Annotated in this window: 16 protein-coding genes; 14 read left to right on the top strand and 2 right to left on the bottom strand. The window is 46.4% G+C overall.

Annotation, left to right across the window (positions count from 1 at the left end; all coding sequences use genetic code 11):
• Positions 1 to 3: 3 nt before the first annotated feature.
• A complete protein-coding gene (locus BLV66_RS12080; protein ID WP_086987004.1) occupies positions 4 to 267 on the top strand; it encodes a type B 50S ribosomal protein L31 in 264 nt (87 codons plus the stop codon).
• Positions 268 to 625: 358 nt separating this feature from the next.
• Positions 626 to 1744, top strand: coding sequence for a DUF1801 domain-containing protein (locus BLV66_RS12075; protein WP_093114566.1), 1119 nt, complete (start codon positions 626 to 628; stop codon positions 1742 to 1744).
• Between the two features lie 286 nt (positions 1745 to 2030).
• On the opposite strand, the gene BLV66_RS12070 is transcribed toward BLV66_RS12075, so the two are convergent.
• A complete protein-coding gene (locus tag BLV66_RS12070; RefSeq protein ID WP_086987005.1) occupies positions 2031 to 2810 on the bottom strand; it encodes an SMI1/KNR4 family protein in 780 nt (259 codons plus the stop codon).
• 182 nt (positions 2811 to 2992) lie between these two features.
• Between BLV66_RS12070 and BLV66_RS12065 the strand changes: the two genes are divergently transcribed.
• The 10 genes from BLV66_RS12065 (at position 2993) to BLV66_RS12020 (ending at position 13511) form a co-directional block, all read left to right on the top strand.
• Entirely contained in the window at positions 2993 to 3550 is a 558-nt protein-coding gene (locus BLV66_RS12065; RefSeq protein ID WP_086987006.1) for a LemA family protein, read from the top strand.
• 36 nt (positions 3551 to 3586) lie between these two features.
• Complete coding sequence (htpX, locus tag BLV66_RS12060; protein WP_086987007.1) at positions 3587 to 4495, top strand: zinc metalloprotease HtpX; 909 nt, start codon at positions 3587 to 3589, stop codon at positions 4493 to 4495.
• Between the two features lie 227 nt (positions 4496 to 4722).
• Positions 4723 to 5472 carry a hypothetical protein gene (locus BLV66_RS12055; protein WP_086987008.1) on the top strand — a complete coding sequence of 250 codons (750 nt, stop codon included), beginning with the start codon at positions 4723 to 4725 and terminating at the stop codon, positions 5470 to 5472.
• Between the two features lie 175 nt (positions 5473 to 5647).
• On the top strand, positions 5648 to 6733 hold the full coding sequence (locus tag BLV66_RS12050) for a D-alanine--D-alanine ligase (RefSeq protein ID WP_086987009.1): 1086 nt from the start codon (positions 5648 to 5650) through the stop codon (positions 6731 to 6733).
• A 346-nt stretch (positions 6734 to 7079) separates the two neighbouring features.
• The gene (locus tag BLV66_RS12045; RefSeq protein WP_086987010.1) at positions 7080 to 8456 is read left to right on the top strand and encodes a UDP-N-acetylmuramoyl-tripeptide--D-alanyl-D-alanine ligase; all 1377 of its coding nucleotides are present in this window, start codon (positions 7080 to 7082) and stop codon (positions 8454 to 8456) included.
• A 404-nt stretch (positions 8457 to 8860) separates the two neighbouring features.
• Entirely contained in the window at positions 8861 to 10435 is a 1575-nt protein-coding gene (gene cshA / locus BLV66_RS12040) for a degradosome RNA helicase CshA (protein ID WP_086987011.1), read from the top strand.
• Between the two features lie 122 nt (positions 10436 to 10557).
• Positions 10558 to 10908 (top strand): holo-ACP synthase, encoded by a 351-nt coding sequence (gene acpS, locus BLV66_RS12035; RefSeq protein ID WP_086987012.1) that lies wholly within the window; start codon positions 10558 to 10560, stop codon positions 10906 to 10908.
• Positions 10909 to 10921: 13 nt separating this feature from the next.
• Positions 10922 to 12043 (top strand): alanine racemase, encoded by a 1122-nt coding sequence (gene alr / locus BLV66_RS12030; protein WP_086987013.1) that lies wholly within the window; start codon positions 10922 to 10924, stop codon positions 12041 to 12043.
• A 189-nt stretch (positions 12044 to 12232) separates the two neighbouring features.
• Positions 12233 to 12721, top strand: a complete 489-nt coding sequence (locus tag BLV66_RS12025; protein WP_245826728.1) for a QueT transporter family protein — start codon at positions 12233 to 12235, stop codon at positions 12719 to 12721.
• Positions 12722 to 12863: 142 nt separating this feature from the next.
• Complete coding sequence (locus BLV66_RS12020; protein ID WP_086987014.1) at positions 12864 to 13511, top strand: MBL fold metallo-hydrolase; 648 nt, start codon at positions 12864 to 12866, stop codon at positions 13509 to 13511.
• 74 nt (positions 13512 to 13585) lie between these two features.
• Here BLV66_RS12020 and cbpA read toward each other — a convergent pair whose 3' ends face one another.
• Positions 13586 to 14227 (bottom strand): cyclic di-AMP binding protein CbpA, encoded by a 642-nt coding sequence (gene cbpA / locus BLV66_RS12015; protein WP_086987015.1) that lies wholly within the window; start codon positions 14225 to 14227, stop codon positions 13586 to 13588.
• A gap of 385 nt (positions 14228 to 14612) precedes the next feature.
• On the opposite strand from cbpA, the gene BLV66_RS12010 reads away from it, so the two are divergent.
• On the top strand, positions 14613 to 15947 hold the full coding sequence (locus BLV66_RS12010; RefSeq protein ID WP_086987016.1) for a hemolysin family protein: 1335 nt from the start codon (positions 14613 to 14615) through the stop codon (positions 15945 to 15947).
• 70 nt (positions 15948 to 16017) lie between these two features.
• Positions 16018 to 16746 (top strand): O-methyltransferase, encoded by a 729-nt coding sequence (locus tag BLV66_RS12005; protein ID WP_086987017.1) that lies wholly within the window; start codon positions 16018 to 16020, stop codon positions 16744 to 16746.
• Positions 16747 to 16930 lie beyond the last annotated feature (184 nt).

The raw sequence follows: 16930 nt of genomic DNA, 5'->3' as shown, positions 1-16930 counted from the left end.
GACATGAAACAAGAAATCCATCCAAATTACCAAACAGTTGTGTTCATGGATACAACTACAGGATTCAAATTTTTATCAGGTTCAACTAAAGGTTCAAGCGAAAAAGTTGAATGGGAAGATGGCAACACTTACCCAATGATCCGTGTAGAAATTTCTTCAGATTCACACCCATTCTATACTGGACGTCAAAAATTCACGCAAGCCGATGGCCGTGTGGACCGCTTCAACAAAAAATATGGTTTCAAAAACAACGAAGAAGAAGCATAATCTTCTTGAGGGCTTTCCCGGTTTCGGGAGGGCTCTTTTTTTGTTTTCATGGGGTTGTGGGGGAGCATTCATTTGAGAGGCAGCGCCGTTCGCCGGAGAAGGGATGTCGGAATCAGTGGACAGCTCCGGGGAGGACGCGCTCCCCGGAGGACGCCGGTAATTTGATGGGTCCAGCTCCGATGAGCACCGCAACATCGGAGCTGAAATCCAGAAATGCAGGCCGAACTCCGACGAAGCCTGCGTTCGCCGGAGAAACGTTATATTTCCGGTCAATCGGCTGTCTTCAGGGCTTGGATTTTGCGGGTGGTCTGTTGGTTTGCTATGATAGATTTAAGAAGAAACGAGAGGGGAAGCGAATATGGTTTACGAACCTAAGACTAAGCCCACGGAAGTGTCTGTGCAGGAGTTCATCGAGGAAATCCAACAGCCGCAAAAGAAAGAGGATGCTTATGCGCTGTTGTCGTTGTTTTCGGAAGTGACTGGAGAGGAAGCTAAAATGTGGGGGCCGAGCATCATCGGATTCGGGAAATATCATTACCGGTACGCGAGCGGCCATGAAGGCGATGCTCCGCTGGCTGCTTTTTCTCCGCGCAAGACGGCATTGACGTTTTATTTTATGTTGCCGGATGGAAAACGGGAAGAATTGCTTGGGAAACTCGGCAAACATAAAATCGGAAAGGGTTGCGTGTACGTCAATAAACTTTCCGACATCGATACAGCTGTGCTGAAGGAGATGATCCGGGAAGACATCGCTCACGCGAACCAACTTTATGGAGAGAAGGACATTGCCAAACCACTGCCAGGTTCGGCCTCCCTCACGAAGCGGTTAGGGTTGGATAAATTCAAAAAGCGTGCCGTTCTGGGAAAATACCGCGCCACAGTTGACGATTTCGCGGACTTGGACTCCTATGATACGGATTTGGATTCCGGGAAATACGACCTGATTTTTTCCTATGTCCTGACTTTGCAGGAACTGAATGAACGTGTTTTGAATACGATCAAAGCGGAGCGCCTGAATCCGGAAGGCTATCTTTACATCGCTTATCCGAAAATTGGGAACAAGACCTATGATACATCCGTTCATCGCGATGCCATCTTTCCGAGCCTGGGCGTGGACGCCGGAAATGGCTATGTCGGCGACAGCAGCCTGAAATTTGCGCGGATGATCAAGCTGGATGATACGTTCACGCTTGTCGGGATGAAAAATGATGTCAAAGGGAAAGGTAAGCCCAACAAAGCGAGCAGCGGCAATGGGGCTGACTATGAGAAATTTATCCCGGATGTGAAGGCATATCTGGAGGCAGAGCATCCAGACGCCGCAAAGCTGTATGCGGAACTGACGCCGGGCTATCAGCGGGATTGGGCCCGCTACATCTACAGCGCGAAACAAGCCGCTACGCAAGCAAAACGCAAAACGAGATGCTGGACATCCTCGGCAAAGGCCACAAGACGAAGAACCTTTATCAACAGTGGTTGAAGGAACAAGGGTAATGACAAAAGCAGGGAAGTGCCGCGTTGCGGCAACCCCCTGCTTTTAGCTGTTGTTATGATGACCGTATTACGAGGCCCTTATCTCCGGTGAACGGAGGCTTCGCCGGAGTTCCGACTGCTATTGTGGTCCCACCTCCTACGAGTTCTTCCCCATCGGAGATGACGATGTTTTCGCGGCACCAACTCCGGCGAGCCTTTCCACATCGGAGGTGGTGCTGATTCTCCGATCCCTTCTCCGGCGAGCGGAACGAGTGCACACTGCCCTCATGCATTCAGTCATCCGCAAGCTCTTTTTCCAGCTCTCTGGCTAGCCTTTGGATCGCAGGATCCGGATCAGCAAGAAAATTCGCCAGCACATCTTTGACAGATGCCGGTAACACATTCCTGAAGTAGAGGATCTGCGTTTCCAGCGCTTCGCAGGCGATTTTTCGACAGGCCGCATCGGGATGGTCGGAAAAATGCTCTATCCATTGGAGATACCAGTGTTTGTCCGGGTCATCCTCGAAGTGCAAAAATAGCTCCGGCAGTTCCGCGGCGTCGGCCAGCAAAAAGGCGTGCTCTCCTTCCGTGTGTGTGAGCCGGATCTCTTCCGGAACATTCATGGACGCCACAATCAGACTACGCAGGAATTGACCAAAATCAGCAGCGACAGTCTGCCAATTGTCCGTTTCGATATCGATGTACCGGATGCTGGGTTCGCCGGACGGGGACAATTTTGAATAGTCGAAGGCAAAGAGTTGGCTGCCGTTGACGCTGAAAAGCACGAAATAATCCGGCAGCCCCGCCGAACGGGCAATTTCTTGTTGGGCATACAGGCTGTTCTGGGGATCGTCGTGAAGTCCCAGGATCGCATGCACGGCTGCGTAATCGATGCCATCGGATGTGGGCTCTTTGGTCGCGATGCGTGAGCATAACAGATAGCCGCCGTTCTGTTCCGCCAGCAGGTCAAGATAGTCCTGAGGCAGATCGGCTGCAGTAACGTCTTTGTATAAAAGAGTAGTTTTGAAGAGGATGGGCAGATTTTTAAAAGTGTGTTGCGGGATGAAATACATAATTACACCTCATCTGATTTTCTTTCCTTCATGATATCACAGATGCCAGCACTTTTCGGCGAAGAGAGAGTTAGTCTATTTTTTTACAAAACGAATAGACTCTTCTATAATGAAAGGTGTAGACGGAAAAATGTCTAGGTCAGCCGTTAGGTCGGCAAGAGAGAAAAGGAGCTGTGAGCAAAATGGAATGGTTAATAGGATTCATTGTAGTGGCAGCGATCATCGGGGCAGTATGGGTTTCGTTGTATAACAGTCTTGTGAAAAATAAATTGTGGGTAACGGAAGCTTGGAGCCAAATTGATGTCCAGTTGAAACGCAGGAATGATCTGATCCCGAACATCGTTGAGACGGTCAAGGGCTATGCGAAGCATGAGCAGGAAACGTTGACCAAAGTCATCAATTTGCGGAACATGATTTCGGATATGGGAACCGAAGATCCGGCCAAAAAGATGGAACTGTCCAATCAACTGTCGAGCCAATTGCGGACCGTTTTTGCTTTGGCGGAGGCGTATCCGGATCTAAAGGCGAACCAGAATTTCTTGGCATTACAGGAAGAATTGTCCGCAACAGAAAATAAGATTGCTTATGCGCGCCAATTGTACAATTCGAGCGTTACACAATACAACATCAAATTAGGGACATTCCCGAGCAATGTTGTGGCAGGTGTCCATGGTTTCCGTCCGGAAGTCGTTTTGGCAACTCCGGAAGAAGAAAAAAATGTACCGAAAGTATCGTTCTGAAAAAATATGATTTTGATGGAAAGTTGGTGAGTACCTTTGCTCCATCAACAAATTGAGCAGAATAAACGGCGCACCGTACTGATTGTATTCTTATTCTTTCTCCTGTTTGCAGCCTTAGGGGCGGCCATCGGTTACATGAATTGGGACAACGCCTTGTCCGGGGTCGCGCTCGCGATGATCATCGGAGTTGTCTACGTCGCCATCATGGTTGCGCAATCCACACAAGTGGTCATGAGCCTGAACAAGGCCCGGGAAATCACGGATAAGGCGCAATACCCGATGCTCTGGAATATCGTCGAGGAAATGACGATCGTGACGCGGTTGCCTTTTCCTAGAATCTTCATCATCGAAGATGAAAGCCCGAATGCCTTTGCTGCCGGAAATTCGCCGGAAAAGGCCTCTGTCGCCGTGACAACAGGCTTGTTGAAGAAATTGAACCGGGAAGAATTGACGGGGGTGCTGGCGCATGAGTTCGCGCATATCCGCAACTATGACATCCGCTTATCCACTGTCGCTTTGGCGATAGCGGGGCTGATCGCATTTTTGGCCCAATTCAGCACCCGGATGATGTTCTGGGGTGGTGGCGGACGTCGACGCAAAAGTGATAACAGCGGAGGATTGGGCATCGTATTGCTGATCCTTTCCTTGCTTATACTGGTTCTTTCGCCTTTTGTGGCGACAATAATCCGCTTGGCACTCTCCCGTAACAGGGAGTATCTGGCTGATGCGAGTGCGATTGAGTTCACACGTAATCCGGAAGGGTTGAAATCCGCTTTGAATAAAATAGCGAATAGCGACCCGATGGAGGCAGCAAATGCTGCCAGCGCTTCGCTATATATTGTGAATCCTTTCAAACGGATGAAGGAGGGAGAAGTAGAAAGCGATGGCTTGTTTTCGACCCACCCTTCAACGGCAAACCGAATCAAACGATTAGAAGCTATGTAAATAGCTTCTTTTTTCGGACATTTTATCCAAATTGCACAAATAAAGTTCGGCTTTTGGTATGAAAACCCTTTCAATTTGTTGCTGTGAAAAAAAATAGGATAAAAAGGCAAATTATCTTTGTAAAAGATACGGATTTGTAATAATATTAACATGGTACTGATACCTTAATCGGTTTTGCGCGTAGTAGAATGATAATAAGGGATATTTCGGAAAGGGGGGGATCATTCATGAGTGAAGATATGTTATATGTTCATTATGAAACAGTCAGCAATTTTGTTTTGAGCAAAGGGATAGCGGTGAAGGATTACACAAAGTTAGCCCGGAAGCTTCCAGAAAACTTATTGTTGGTGGACGGAAGAAAAAGCATCGGAACATATGATAATCATACCGGGTTTCAGGTTATCAAAGGCCAAGAAAACGTAAAAGCGTTCTTCCAAAAAGGGACGGACAATCAAACCGCTATGGGAAAATGGATTGATTTTGTGAATGTGGATATGTTGCATCTCCTCACCCCAATCGAAATATCCGAGATCTTGTATATCGCCCATGCGCATACACACTTGCACTCACCGTTCTATTACAAATTACAAAACAGTTACATCTACCTCACGTTGCCGAATGGTTTCATAAAAATGTACTATCGCTATTTGGAGCAATTCCATGAGCTGTTCGCTGAAGCCATCACCGTCAAGTTAAAGGAAAAAGTGAATGAGAAGAAGCGTTTTTATCAGAAAGACAAAGAAATTGCGCCATTCCCGATCGAACGCGTGAAGGAATTCATTCCGATCTTCAAAGAAGGAGCCGTCATCTCCTTCAGACAGATGAGCATCGAAGAAAATACATACTGCATCCCATTGTTCATCGCGGAAGACCGATATGCCACCATCGGCGGCCGTTTCAACGAAAAAGATTCGGTGGGCACCATCTGTTATGACATGGAACGCAATGAGTGGAAAATAGACATAGACTTTGAATGAAAGCCTAAGCCGGAACTTAGGCTTTTTCTGTATCCATTGAGCCGGGATCAGCTGTTTTGGCCTCGGCAGGAGCTATGCCAAGCCACTTTTCACAAAAATCGTTTTAGGCAAAAAATAAATATGGTACAATATGTTTTGATTAAGGTAGTTATCAAAAAATTCGGAGGATTTCTCGATGAAAATTTATTTGATTTACGGCGGAAAGAGCGCTGAGCACGATATTTCGATCCTGACAGCACATTCGATCATAAAGGCGATCTATTTCAACTATTATGAAGTTGTGCCAGTCTATATCACCAAGGCAGGCGCATGGATTCAAGGGCAATCCCTTTCTGAACCCGTTGCATTCTCTGAAAACTTATATTTGGAGCCGGGTTCCGAGAAACGCTTCGCCGATTCACAGGATGGCAAATCCTACGGCGAACTAATTTCACCAGCAGACATCCAGTCTGAGGATGCTGTCATCTTCCCGGTATTGCATGGTCCTAACGGAGAAGACGGAACGGTACAAGGGCTATTTGAAGTCCTGAATATGCCGTATGTCGGCTGTGGTGTCCTTGCCAGCGCCAGCGGAATGGACAAAATCATCAGCAAGCATCTTTTCCAACAAGCAGGATTGCCACAAGTGCCTTATGTGGCCGTAACCCGAAATGATTGGAAAAATGATCGCGAGAAGATCTTCATCCAATGCGAAGGCAGCCTGATTTATCCGATGTACATAAAGCCAGCTAATATGGGCTCAAGTGTCGGCATCTCCAAAGCTACGAATCTTGAAGAGTTGACTGCAGCGATTGAAACGGCTTTCCGCTATGACCGTCGCGTGGTCGTTGAACAAGGCATCGAAGCCCGTGAAATCGAAATTGCGGTATTGGGAAATGACGATGTTCATACCTCCGTACCCGGTGAAATCGTTAAAACCAAAGATTTCTATGACTACGAAGAAAAGTATGGCAATGAAGAAGTATTGCTGCAGATTCCGTCTGAATTACCGGAAGAAATTACTGCCAAATTGCAGAATTATGCAACAATCGCTTTTCGAGCGCTGGATGGAAGCGGTTTGAGTCGATGCGATTTCTTTGTTACCAAAAACAATGAAATCTACATCAATGAAGTCAATACTTTGCCTGGCTTCACTTCCCGCAGCATGTATCCGTTGCTATGGGAACACACAGGATTGAAATACAGTGATCTGGTGGAAGAATTGATCCAGTTGGCATTGAAGCGCCATGAAGAAAAACTGTCCTATCAATTTGTAGAATAATGAATGGAAGGCCGTGATTTCCCGGATTGTCAGCAGCACTGAAAGCATGGAGTGCTTGCTGCGAACCTAGGGAAAGGACGGCTTTTTTAATACAGTAGAAATGTATAGAATATTTTGAATCCAAAAGTGCATCACCATAGGTGTTATAAGGAGTTGCACAACCAAAATATTGGCTAGCTTCACGGGTTAGCCCCTCGGAAATTAGATAAATCTGCCCCATTGCCCTCTTCGATGCTCATTCAGGGCCAGATTTCCTAAATTTCTGTCAGGGTTGAACGAACCCGTTCAGCTTTTCTAAGATCAGGGGCAAAACTTCTGAGAACTAATAGGAAATGAGGAATCAACTATGAAACCACTACGCATTATCGATGTTGTGAAAGCAGTAGGGGCGATCGACTACACTTCGGCTAATCGCTTTGCTGAAATAAATGCTGTCGTCTTCGACTCCCGCAAAGCAACGCCTGGCAGTTTGTTTGTGCCTTTGCAGGGGGAAACGGATGGTCATGATTATGTCCAGTCTGCAATCAAAAACGGAGCAACGGCAACTTTATGGAGCCGTGCGGCGGGAGAAGCTCCTGAAAATATTGCCGTCATTCTGGTGGACGATACGCTGGAAGCTTTGCAAAAGCTAGCGGAAGCCTATCTGAATATGATCCAACCGAAAGTCGTCGCGATCACCGGTAGCAACGGAAAGACCACCACTAAGGACATGACGGCTGCCGTTCTGTCCGCTCGATTCCGTGTCCATAAGACAGAGGGCAATTACAATAATGAAATCGGCATGCCCATGACCATTCTGGAGATGCCGGAAGACACAGAGGTGCTGGTGCTTGAAATGGGCATGAGTAACTTCGGCGAAATCAGCTTGTTGAGCCGATTGGCAAAACCGGATGTCGCCATCATCACGTTGATTGGGGACAGCCATCTGGAGTTCCTCGGGAGCCGTCGTGGCATCGCCAAAGCTAAATTGGAAATTTTGGAGGGGCTAAAGCCGGAAGGGACGTTCATTTATCCGGGTGACGAGCCGTTGATTGCCGAAGAGCTGCCTCAGGAAAGTAACTTCCGTCAGCTGACTTTCGGCACGGACGAAACGAATACGGTCTATGCCTATGCCATCGTTCCTGGTAAAACCAGAACAACTTTCCATGTGAATCTGGATCCGAATGTCAATCTGGAAATCCCTGTATTGGGTGTTTACAATGTCCGGAATGCTTTGGCTGCGTTAACCGCTGCACAGGTATTGGGCATGACGATCGCTGAAGTGAAAGAAGCGCTGGCGACTTTTCAGCTGACCGCCAATCGCACGCAGTGGCTAGCTGGCGTAAATGGCTCGCAATTGTTGAATGATGCGTACAATGCCAGCCCGACTTCCATGACAGCCGTGCTGCGCTCCTTCGCACAGCTACCGCGTGAGGGCAAGAAAATTGCGGTGCTCGGGGATATCCGTGAATTGGGTGAACGTTCTGCTGAAATGCATGCTGCCTTGGCGGCTGAAATTTCTCCTGTGGAGTTCGATCAGGTCTATCTGTACGGCACGGAAATGGCCGCTCTTTATGAAAAATTAAAGACTGTCTTTCCGAAAGGGCAACTTTATCATTATGTTGGGGAAAAGGCGCCATTGATCGATAAGCTCAAGGCAGAGCTCCAACAAGCCGATCAAGTACTGATCAAATCCAGTTTCGGAACTGATTTATTGGCGGTTGTGGCAGCTTTGCGTGTATAATAGGAAATATAAAGGATTTGGATGGGTCACGTCGTCGCGAAAGCAAGGAGATCCCTTTTACAGCCAATGTGGAGCGCATATGTCAAATGTCGGTAAATTGTAGATTTACTTGTCATTTTCATTGGAAATATCCTTACAACAAGGTTTTTTTGTAAGAAATTTCATTATTTTAAGAGAAAATGATTTGTAAAACTCTGCGGAACGTGTTATTATTGCTGATGGTAAGAATAGAGAAATAAGAGGGTTTTTTCTGCGAAGTGCAGAATGTTTGATTTATCAAGCTTTCTATTCAAGGGATTAAGTAAAAAAGGTTTATCTTTTATTTATAAGATTATGAACCGTATTTAGATACGGGTAAAAGAAAAGACTCTCTAAATTTTAGTTTCTCAAAATTAGGAGGAAACATGAAATTTTCAGAATTAGGTTTAGATGCAGTATTATTACAGTCAATTGAGACAATGGGCTTCGAGGAAGCAACACCCATCCAAACGGAAACTATTCCTTTGGCGCTCAAAGGATTGGACGTTATCGGCCAAGCACAAACAGGTACTGGTAAAACAGCCGCTTTTGGATTGCCGATGTTGCAAAAAATCAACACAGAAAACAAAGCTATCCAAGGGATTGTTATCGCGCCAACACGTGAATTAGCGATTCAAACACAAGAAGAACTTTATCGCTTAGGCAAAGACAAACATGTATCAGTACAAGTTGTTTATGGTGGAGCAGATATCAGCCGTCAAATTCGCGCTTTAAAAAACAAACCGCAAATTATCGTTGGGACACCAGGCCGTTTATTGGATCATATCAAACGCAAAACAATTCGTTTGGATCATATTGAAACGCTAGTTTTGGATGAAGCAGATGAAATGTTGAACATGGGCTTCTTGGAAGACATCGAAAGCATCCTTAGTGAAACACCGTCTGAGCGTCAAACATTGTTGTTCTCAGCAACGATGCCTGACCAGATCAAAAAAATCGGTGTTAAATTCATGCATGCTCCAGAACACGTGAAAATTAAAGCATCCCACGCTTCAGCTAACTTAATTGATCAATATTTCGTCAAATGTAAAGATTTTGAAAAATTCGATACAATGACTCGTTTGTTCGATGTTCAAAATCCGGAATTGGCTATTGTATTCGGCCGTACAAAACGTCGTGTTGATGAATTGTCCAAAGGATTGGAACTACGCGGTTACCGCGCAGAAGGAATCCATGGCGATTTGACACAACAAAAACGTATGAGTGTTCTGAATGCATTCAAGACTGGCGATTTGGATTTCTTGGTAGCGACTGACGTTGCTGCTCGTGGATTGGATGTTACAGGTGTTACACACGTGTACAACTACGATATCCCTCAAGATCCAGAAAGCTATGTTCACCGTATCGGCCGTACAGGTCGTGCAGGTAAAGAAGGTATGTCCGTTACTTTCGTTACACCAAACGAAATGGATTACTTGCGTACAATCGAAAACTTAACCAAAAAACCGATCACTCCATTACAACCACCAAGTGATGAAGAAGCTTTCCGTGGCCAAGTAAAATCAGCTATGGATGAAGTGGAGTCGTTGGTAAAAGAAACAGAAACAGACAAATATCAACGTGCAGCTGTTCGTTTGCTTGAAGAGCACACTGCTGAAGATTTGGTAGCAGCATTCTTGAAGAGTCTTTCTAAAGATGCTACTGATGTTCCTGTTAAGATCACGCCAGAACGCCCATTGCCTTCAAGAAAAGGTAAAGGCGGCGGTGGTTACAAAGGTAAGAGCACGGGCGGCGGCTACAAAGGTAACCGTAGTTCATCAGAAAGACGCGGCAGCGGCGGTGGCGAACGCAGCGGAGAACGCAGTGGCAACAAAAATCGCTCAAGCGACAGCAAACCACGCTCCGGCGGCAAACGCTATGATGACAAACGTGGCGGCGGCAGTGCCGGCGCACCTAAAAAAAGCAGCCATAGCTTTACTATCCGCAGCAACAACGACTAATTCGTGATCAAAAACCTCTTCTCCAATTGGCCTATGCCAGGAGAAGAGGTTTTTCTTATGCTGGAAATTTTTTTGTTTTTGGTAAAATGAGAACAATGCATGCAGAAGAGGCGGTGATTGGAATGATTTATGGAATAGGATTGGACGTAACCGAGTTGGACCGCATCACGAAAGCCTATGATCGGCGTTCGGGTTTTGCGGAACGGGTTTTGACCGTAGCGGAAATGAAACTGTTCTCGTCTCTGAGCGGAGCACGCCAAATGGAATTTCTGGCTGGACGCTATGCCGCAAAAGAAGCTTTCTCAAAGGCTTATGGCACAGGTATCGGTAAGCTGTCTTTCCAAGATATCGAAATTTTGCCCGGAGAGAACCGGAAGCCTGAAATAACCAAATCTCCGTTTGATGGGGCAGGATTCGTTTCCATCACCCATTCGGGAAACATCATTGCCGCGCAAGTGGTATTAGAAAAGTAAAGGGGTTTTAACCATGGTAGTAGGAAAGCACCGTCCCACGATAGAAACCATCGATTTGGAAGCTATTTCGTGGAATATCCAACAAATCAGGAAGGGTCTGTCTCCTGGAAAGAAATTTTTTGCGGTTGTCAAAGCCGATGCCTATGGATTGGGAGCTGTTCCGGTCGCGAAAAAGGCGAAGGAAGCGGGTGTGGACGGATTCTGTGTCGCGCTGTTGGATGAGGCGATGGAGCTGCGGGAAAATGGGCTGTCCGATGACTTCATCATGGTTGTGGGCCCAACGGAGGCAGAAGACGCTGCGCTCATAGCTGACAACGGAATCAGCGTAGCTGTAACAGCAGCGGAATGGCTAGAAGCGGCCTTGCCGTATCTGAAGAACCGAGAAACGGAGCTGCCGGTCCGGGTGCATTTGGCCATTGATACCGGGATGGGCCGGATTGGCTTGCGTACGGTCGAGGAGGTCAAAGGCTTCGAAGCGCGCATTGCCGAACTGAATGGCTTTGTTTTCGAAGGTATCTTTACGCACTTCGCGACGGCCGACGGTGAAGATCCGACATTGGTGGATCGCCAACTGGCTTTATTTGAAGAAATTTTGCAGGCAATGGAGCAACGGCCACCGATAGTGCATCTGGCGAATTCCGCGATTTCGCTTTGGCATGAAGCGTTTAAGACGGATGCGGTCCGCGTCGGTATCGCAATGTACGGATACAATCCTTCTGACACCGTATTGGAGCTTCCGTACGAATTGAAGCCATCGGTACAGTTGGATACGCATATCAGCTATGTCAAGCAGATGCATGAAGGCGACACAATCGCATATGGTGCCCGTTACCGTGCTTTCGAGGGAGAATGGATCGCTACGCTTCCAATCGGCTATGCCGACGGATGGAGACGGGATCTTCGCCATCAGACAGTCATCGTCGATGGCCAGCGTTGTCCAATCCGGGGAGTCATCTGCATGGATCAATGCATGATCAGTTTGCCGAAAGAATATCCGGTCGGGACGAAAGTGACGCTCTTGGGGAAAAACGGTGGACTCGTCAATAATCCGTCCGAAATGGCGGTAAGGATCGATACGATCGGCTATGAAATTTTGACGGGAATCAACGCGCGCGTCCCACGCGTTTACAAATAGAAAAAAGAAAAATCGGGAAAGCTGTCGGGTACCTGTTAAGGGTAGACAGCTTTTTTTGGTAATGAAAATCAGATGAAAATGCGCCGTTAGCCGTTTTCAAAAGAGAACATATATGGTAAACTGTTTGAGCTCTCGAAGGAGTGCGTGGTTCGTCTACCATCCCACGAAAAAAACTAGGAGGTTTTTAGGTTGAGTACAAGAAAAATGGTTATCAATACAATTATCGCAGCACTTTATGTTGCTTTGACAGGGGTTTTTGCTTTTATGTCGTTCGGTGCCATCCAATTCCGTGTTTCAGAAATGCTGAATCATTTGGTAGGCTACCACAAAGATTATAAATACGGTGTTTTGGCGGGTGTTTTCATTGCCAACCTGATTTTTTCGACATTAGGGGCTTGGGACTTGGTGTTCGGATTTGGTCAGACATTAATCTCTTTCCTTATTCTGGAAAAATTGTTCAAACCCAACGATTCCGAAATGAAACGCATGATGATGACCGCGCTCGTTTTCACGTTGACGATGGTTCTTGTCGCGATTGAGCTTTATATCGTTCTTGATTTGCCTTTTTGGTTCAGCTTTGTGACAGCGGCATTCGGTGAAGCTGTCGTGTTGGTTGTCTCAGCACCGCTTATGAAGTACATGAACAAGATCATCGGTTTTGCTGAAAAAATGGCCTGATTCATTAATAATCCATATGAAAAAAACTGGAGAACGGGGGCTTTTGCTGAATAGACAGCAGAAATTCCCGTTTTTCGCTAGGATATTTCTCATCGTTCTCTTATAATAGAGAGGTAATCGAAAAAGAGGGAGGAAACAATATATGGAAATGTACGCAATTACAGTCGGTCCTATCCAGGAAAACTGTTATTTTTTGATCGGCGACCATGAGAATGATACGATCATCTTTGATCCAGGTGAGCAAGCGGAAGACATCATTGCAGCAATCGAAGAGAATGAATTGCATCCGATAGCGATCGTGTTGACCCATGCGCACTACGATCACATCGGAGCCCTCGAAACAATCCGGGAAAAATACGACGTTCCCGTCTACCAAAATCCTATCGAACGGGAATGGTTGTTGAATCCGGAACTGAACGGATCAGCACGCAATCCGAACGTTCCGGATGTCCGGTTGTCGAAAGAAGCGGATGTCTTCTTCGAAGAGATGGGGCCTTACGAAATCGGAGAATTCCGTTTTGAGATGCAACATATTCCCGGGCATTCACCAGGAAGCACCATCTTCATTTTCCGCGAGAACGGGTTTGCCATCGTAGGAGATGTTATCTTCAAAGGGAGCGTCGGCCGCAGTGATTTGCCGGGCGGCAGCCATACAACTCTTATCGAAGGAATCCAGAAATATATCGTACCTTTGCCAGGAGAAACCGTCCTGTTCCCGGGACATGGCGATCCTACGACAGTAAGGGAAGAAATCTATTCAAACCCCTATCTGAATGGCGCTACTCGCTGATCCGGGGACACGCTGAAAAAGTCGGACAAGCACAAGGCTTCGTCCGACTTTTTTAATGTGTAAAAGGAGCTTTTTCAGAAATCAACTTGCAGATTTTCGATTTCCGTCACTCGGAAATCTTTGCGTTCCAATGCCTTTACGATGGAATCCAGCACCTGCTTGGGCGTTCCGGCGGGTAAAGTGACCAATACCCTGCGCAGAGCGTCTTCCCGGTTGATGTCCAAGGAAATACAGCTAGCGATAGAGGAGTAACGGTTGATGATTTTGGTGATGTGGTACAGATCGCCTTTCTGACCAGGCGCGATGACCGTCAGCACATAACTACCGACATCGATGCTCCATGATTGGGCCAACATGTTCAACAAGGCGTTATGGGTCAGGATGCCGTAAAAGGTCATATCCTTATTCAAAACGGAAATGTAGGGTAATTCTTTGATGGTAAAAAATACCTTAAAGAATGAACTGTCTATCGAAATGAATTTTGTGGCATTCTTCAGCAGATGCGTGACAGGCAGGTTCATGTCCCCGCCGTTCGCTTTGTGCCGATAGATATGCATTTTGTAGATATTTCCACGAAAAATGGTTTCTGTTTCGTCCAGAATCGGAACACAACGGAATCCTGAATCTTCGAGGATATCCAGTGCATCCCGAAGCGTGGCGGACTCCTTGACGATGGTGAGCTCTCGTTTTGGAATGGCAAGTGAGCGGATAAGCATATAATTAAAATCCTCCTAAAAACACGGGTGTCTAATGTGATAATAACATTAAAATAAAAAAAAGCAACGGTTATAAACGCATAGTTGGAAATTCTTAAACATTTGATAAATCAAGCGGTAAAGCCCTTCCAAGACATTGTCAGCCTCTTTCAAACATTAGATTGGAATGAGAACACTTGTCGTTCCCGGAAGGCGTGAGGAAAAAGCGCGGAATCGCTCCATCAGTCCGTAAATGAAAAATCTCTTGATTTTTCGAGCGGAGTTCACTATATTAAGTAGTATATAATTGAACAGAATCTATATTTTTTTATGCAACTTCCCAGCGCCTTGTTTCAGGACAGGCCCTAGTTGCGTGAGTCACCATAAAAAAGGAGAAAAAAATCATATGAACCCAGACCCCGAAGGCCAGTCGTTACTATCAAAAATAGCATTGATCCTAACCCTGACTTTACTGAATGCTTATTTCGCCTCAGCCGAATTGGCATTTGTTTCTATCAACCGTTCCAAAATCGAGAAGCTGGCCAAAGACGGCGATAAGAAATCACAGAAGGTTTTGCGTCTCTTGGAGAATCCGGATGATTTCTTGGCCACTATCCAAGTTGCCATCACATTTGCCGGATTCTTCAGCAGTGCGTCCGCTTCATCCAACTTCGTCGGCTATATCGAACCGTTGTTGGGAAGCGTCGCCGGCGGCAAAACGATAGCGATGATCATCATCACCGTTGTCCTTTCCTATATCACGCTCGTTTTCGGTGAACTGTATCCTAAACAGATCGCCTTGCAGATGCCCGAAACCATTGCGCGCCACACCGCTGGCCCAATCGTTGTCGTCAAGACCTTCTTCAAACCGTTCGTTTGGCTTTTGTCTTTCTCGACCGGTATCCTGAAGAAATTGACACCGATCGAATTCACGAATGTGGAAGAGAAGCTCACTCGTGACGAAATGAAGGCTATCCTTGCACAGAGCCGAGGCGAAGGGGTTATCGACCCATCAGAGTTCACTATGATGCAGGGAGTGCTCTCTTTGGACACGAAGCTTGCCCGTGAATTGATGGTGCCGCGCACGGACACTTTGATGATGGATTTGGATGATGATCTGGAATACAACATTGCGCTGGTTTTGAACAGTCAATATTCTCGGATTCCGGTTTATGAGCAAGACAGGGACAATATCATTGGTGTTCTGCATATGAAAAATGTTTTGAAAGCATCAAAGGAAGTTGGTTTTGAGCGAATTTCTTTCCGTGAATTGGTCAATACGCCTTTATTTGTCCCTTCCACTATTTATATCGATGATCTCTTAGTAGAGTTCCGCAAGACCCACACGCATATGGCCATCATCAAGGATGAATACGGTGGCGTGGAGGGAATCATCACCCTCGAGGACCTTTTGGAGGAAATCGTTGGGGACATTGAAGATGAGTATGATGAAATTTACCGCCTTTCGAAAAAAATCGATGATAATCATTATGTTGTGAATGGACGTATGCCACTGGACAAGTTCAATCAATTATTCAAGACGGCTATCGCATCCGAAGAAGTGGATACGATAGCCGGATACATGATCGAAGAACTCGGCTATTTCCCGAAAGATGATGAACATGCGACGATTCAGACCGGAGAGTACCTGCTGACGACTACGCAGGTCGAAAGCGGCAGGATCCGTGGCATCCGTGTCACGAGAGAACCCGTCCAAGCAGTAGTTATTGAAGATGAATAAGCACAAGGCTGGGATCCATTCCCAGCCTTGTTGCCATTGATAAAAGAGTATGCGATAAGGAGAAAAAAGTATGGCATTGAACGAAATGATGGACAGACCCGTCGTAAAGAAAGAACTGGTCGCATTTATGCGCGACAGACTGAAGCGTTTCCCCGGAGAATTGGGGGAACTGGAAAAGACCGCGAACGAAAGAGGCGTGCCCATCATTCCGCATGAAACAGCTGTGTTCCTGAATATGCTGCTGGGACAGATCAAACCCAAACAGATATTGGAAATCGGAGCGGCAATTGGCTTCTCAGGCAGCCTGATGGCACAACACGTCGGAGCGGAAGGCCACGTCACGACCATCGATCGTTTTGAGGTCATGATCAACCACGCAAAAGCAAACTTTGAGAAATTGGGCATCGCGGACAAGGTGACGCTTTTGGAAGGCGATGCGGCGGAAGTCCTGCCTACCTTGGAAGGTCCGTATGATTTCATCTTTATGGACAGTGCGAAATCCAAGTATTATGAATTTTTGCCCCATTGCATCCGCCTTCTGAAGAAAGACGGAATGCTGGTCATCGATGATGTTTTCCAAGGCGGAACCATCCTGGATGATGAAGCTGACGTTCCGAAGAGGGTCCGCAAGATTCACCGCCGCCTGAACAAGCTGATGGATACCGTGTTGGACCATCCGGCATTGGAGACTTCTCTCGTACCTCTTGGCGATGGCCTATTGCTGATCGTCAAAAAAGAAGAGTTCGATTTCGGCTATATCCTCGATGAAATCAACACAGAGAACCAGAATCGCGCATAGCAATCAAGGCCTGCCTCATATTGAGACAGGCTTTTTTTGTCGGTCTACACAGATGAAAATGCAAGTGTGTCTGTTTGCATTTCTTCCGCATAGGTATTATGATTAGTATCTAAGAAGACGGCCTATTATAAAAAAATTAAGCTAAAATAGCTTGCTTTTTAAAGAAAACATGGTAAAGTATTAA

This window comes from Trichococcus collinsii, assembly GCF_900107505.1.
Lineage (GTDB): Bacteria > Bacillota > Bacilli > Lactobacillales > Aerococcaceae > Trichococcus > Trichococcus collinsii.
This window is presented reverse-complemented; position numbering and strand designations above follow the sequence as displayed.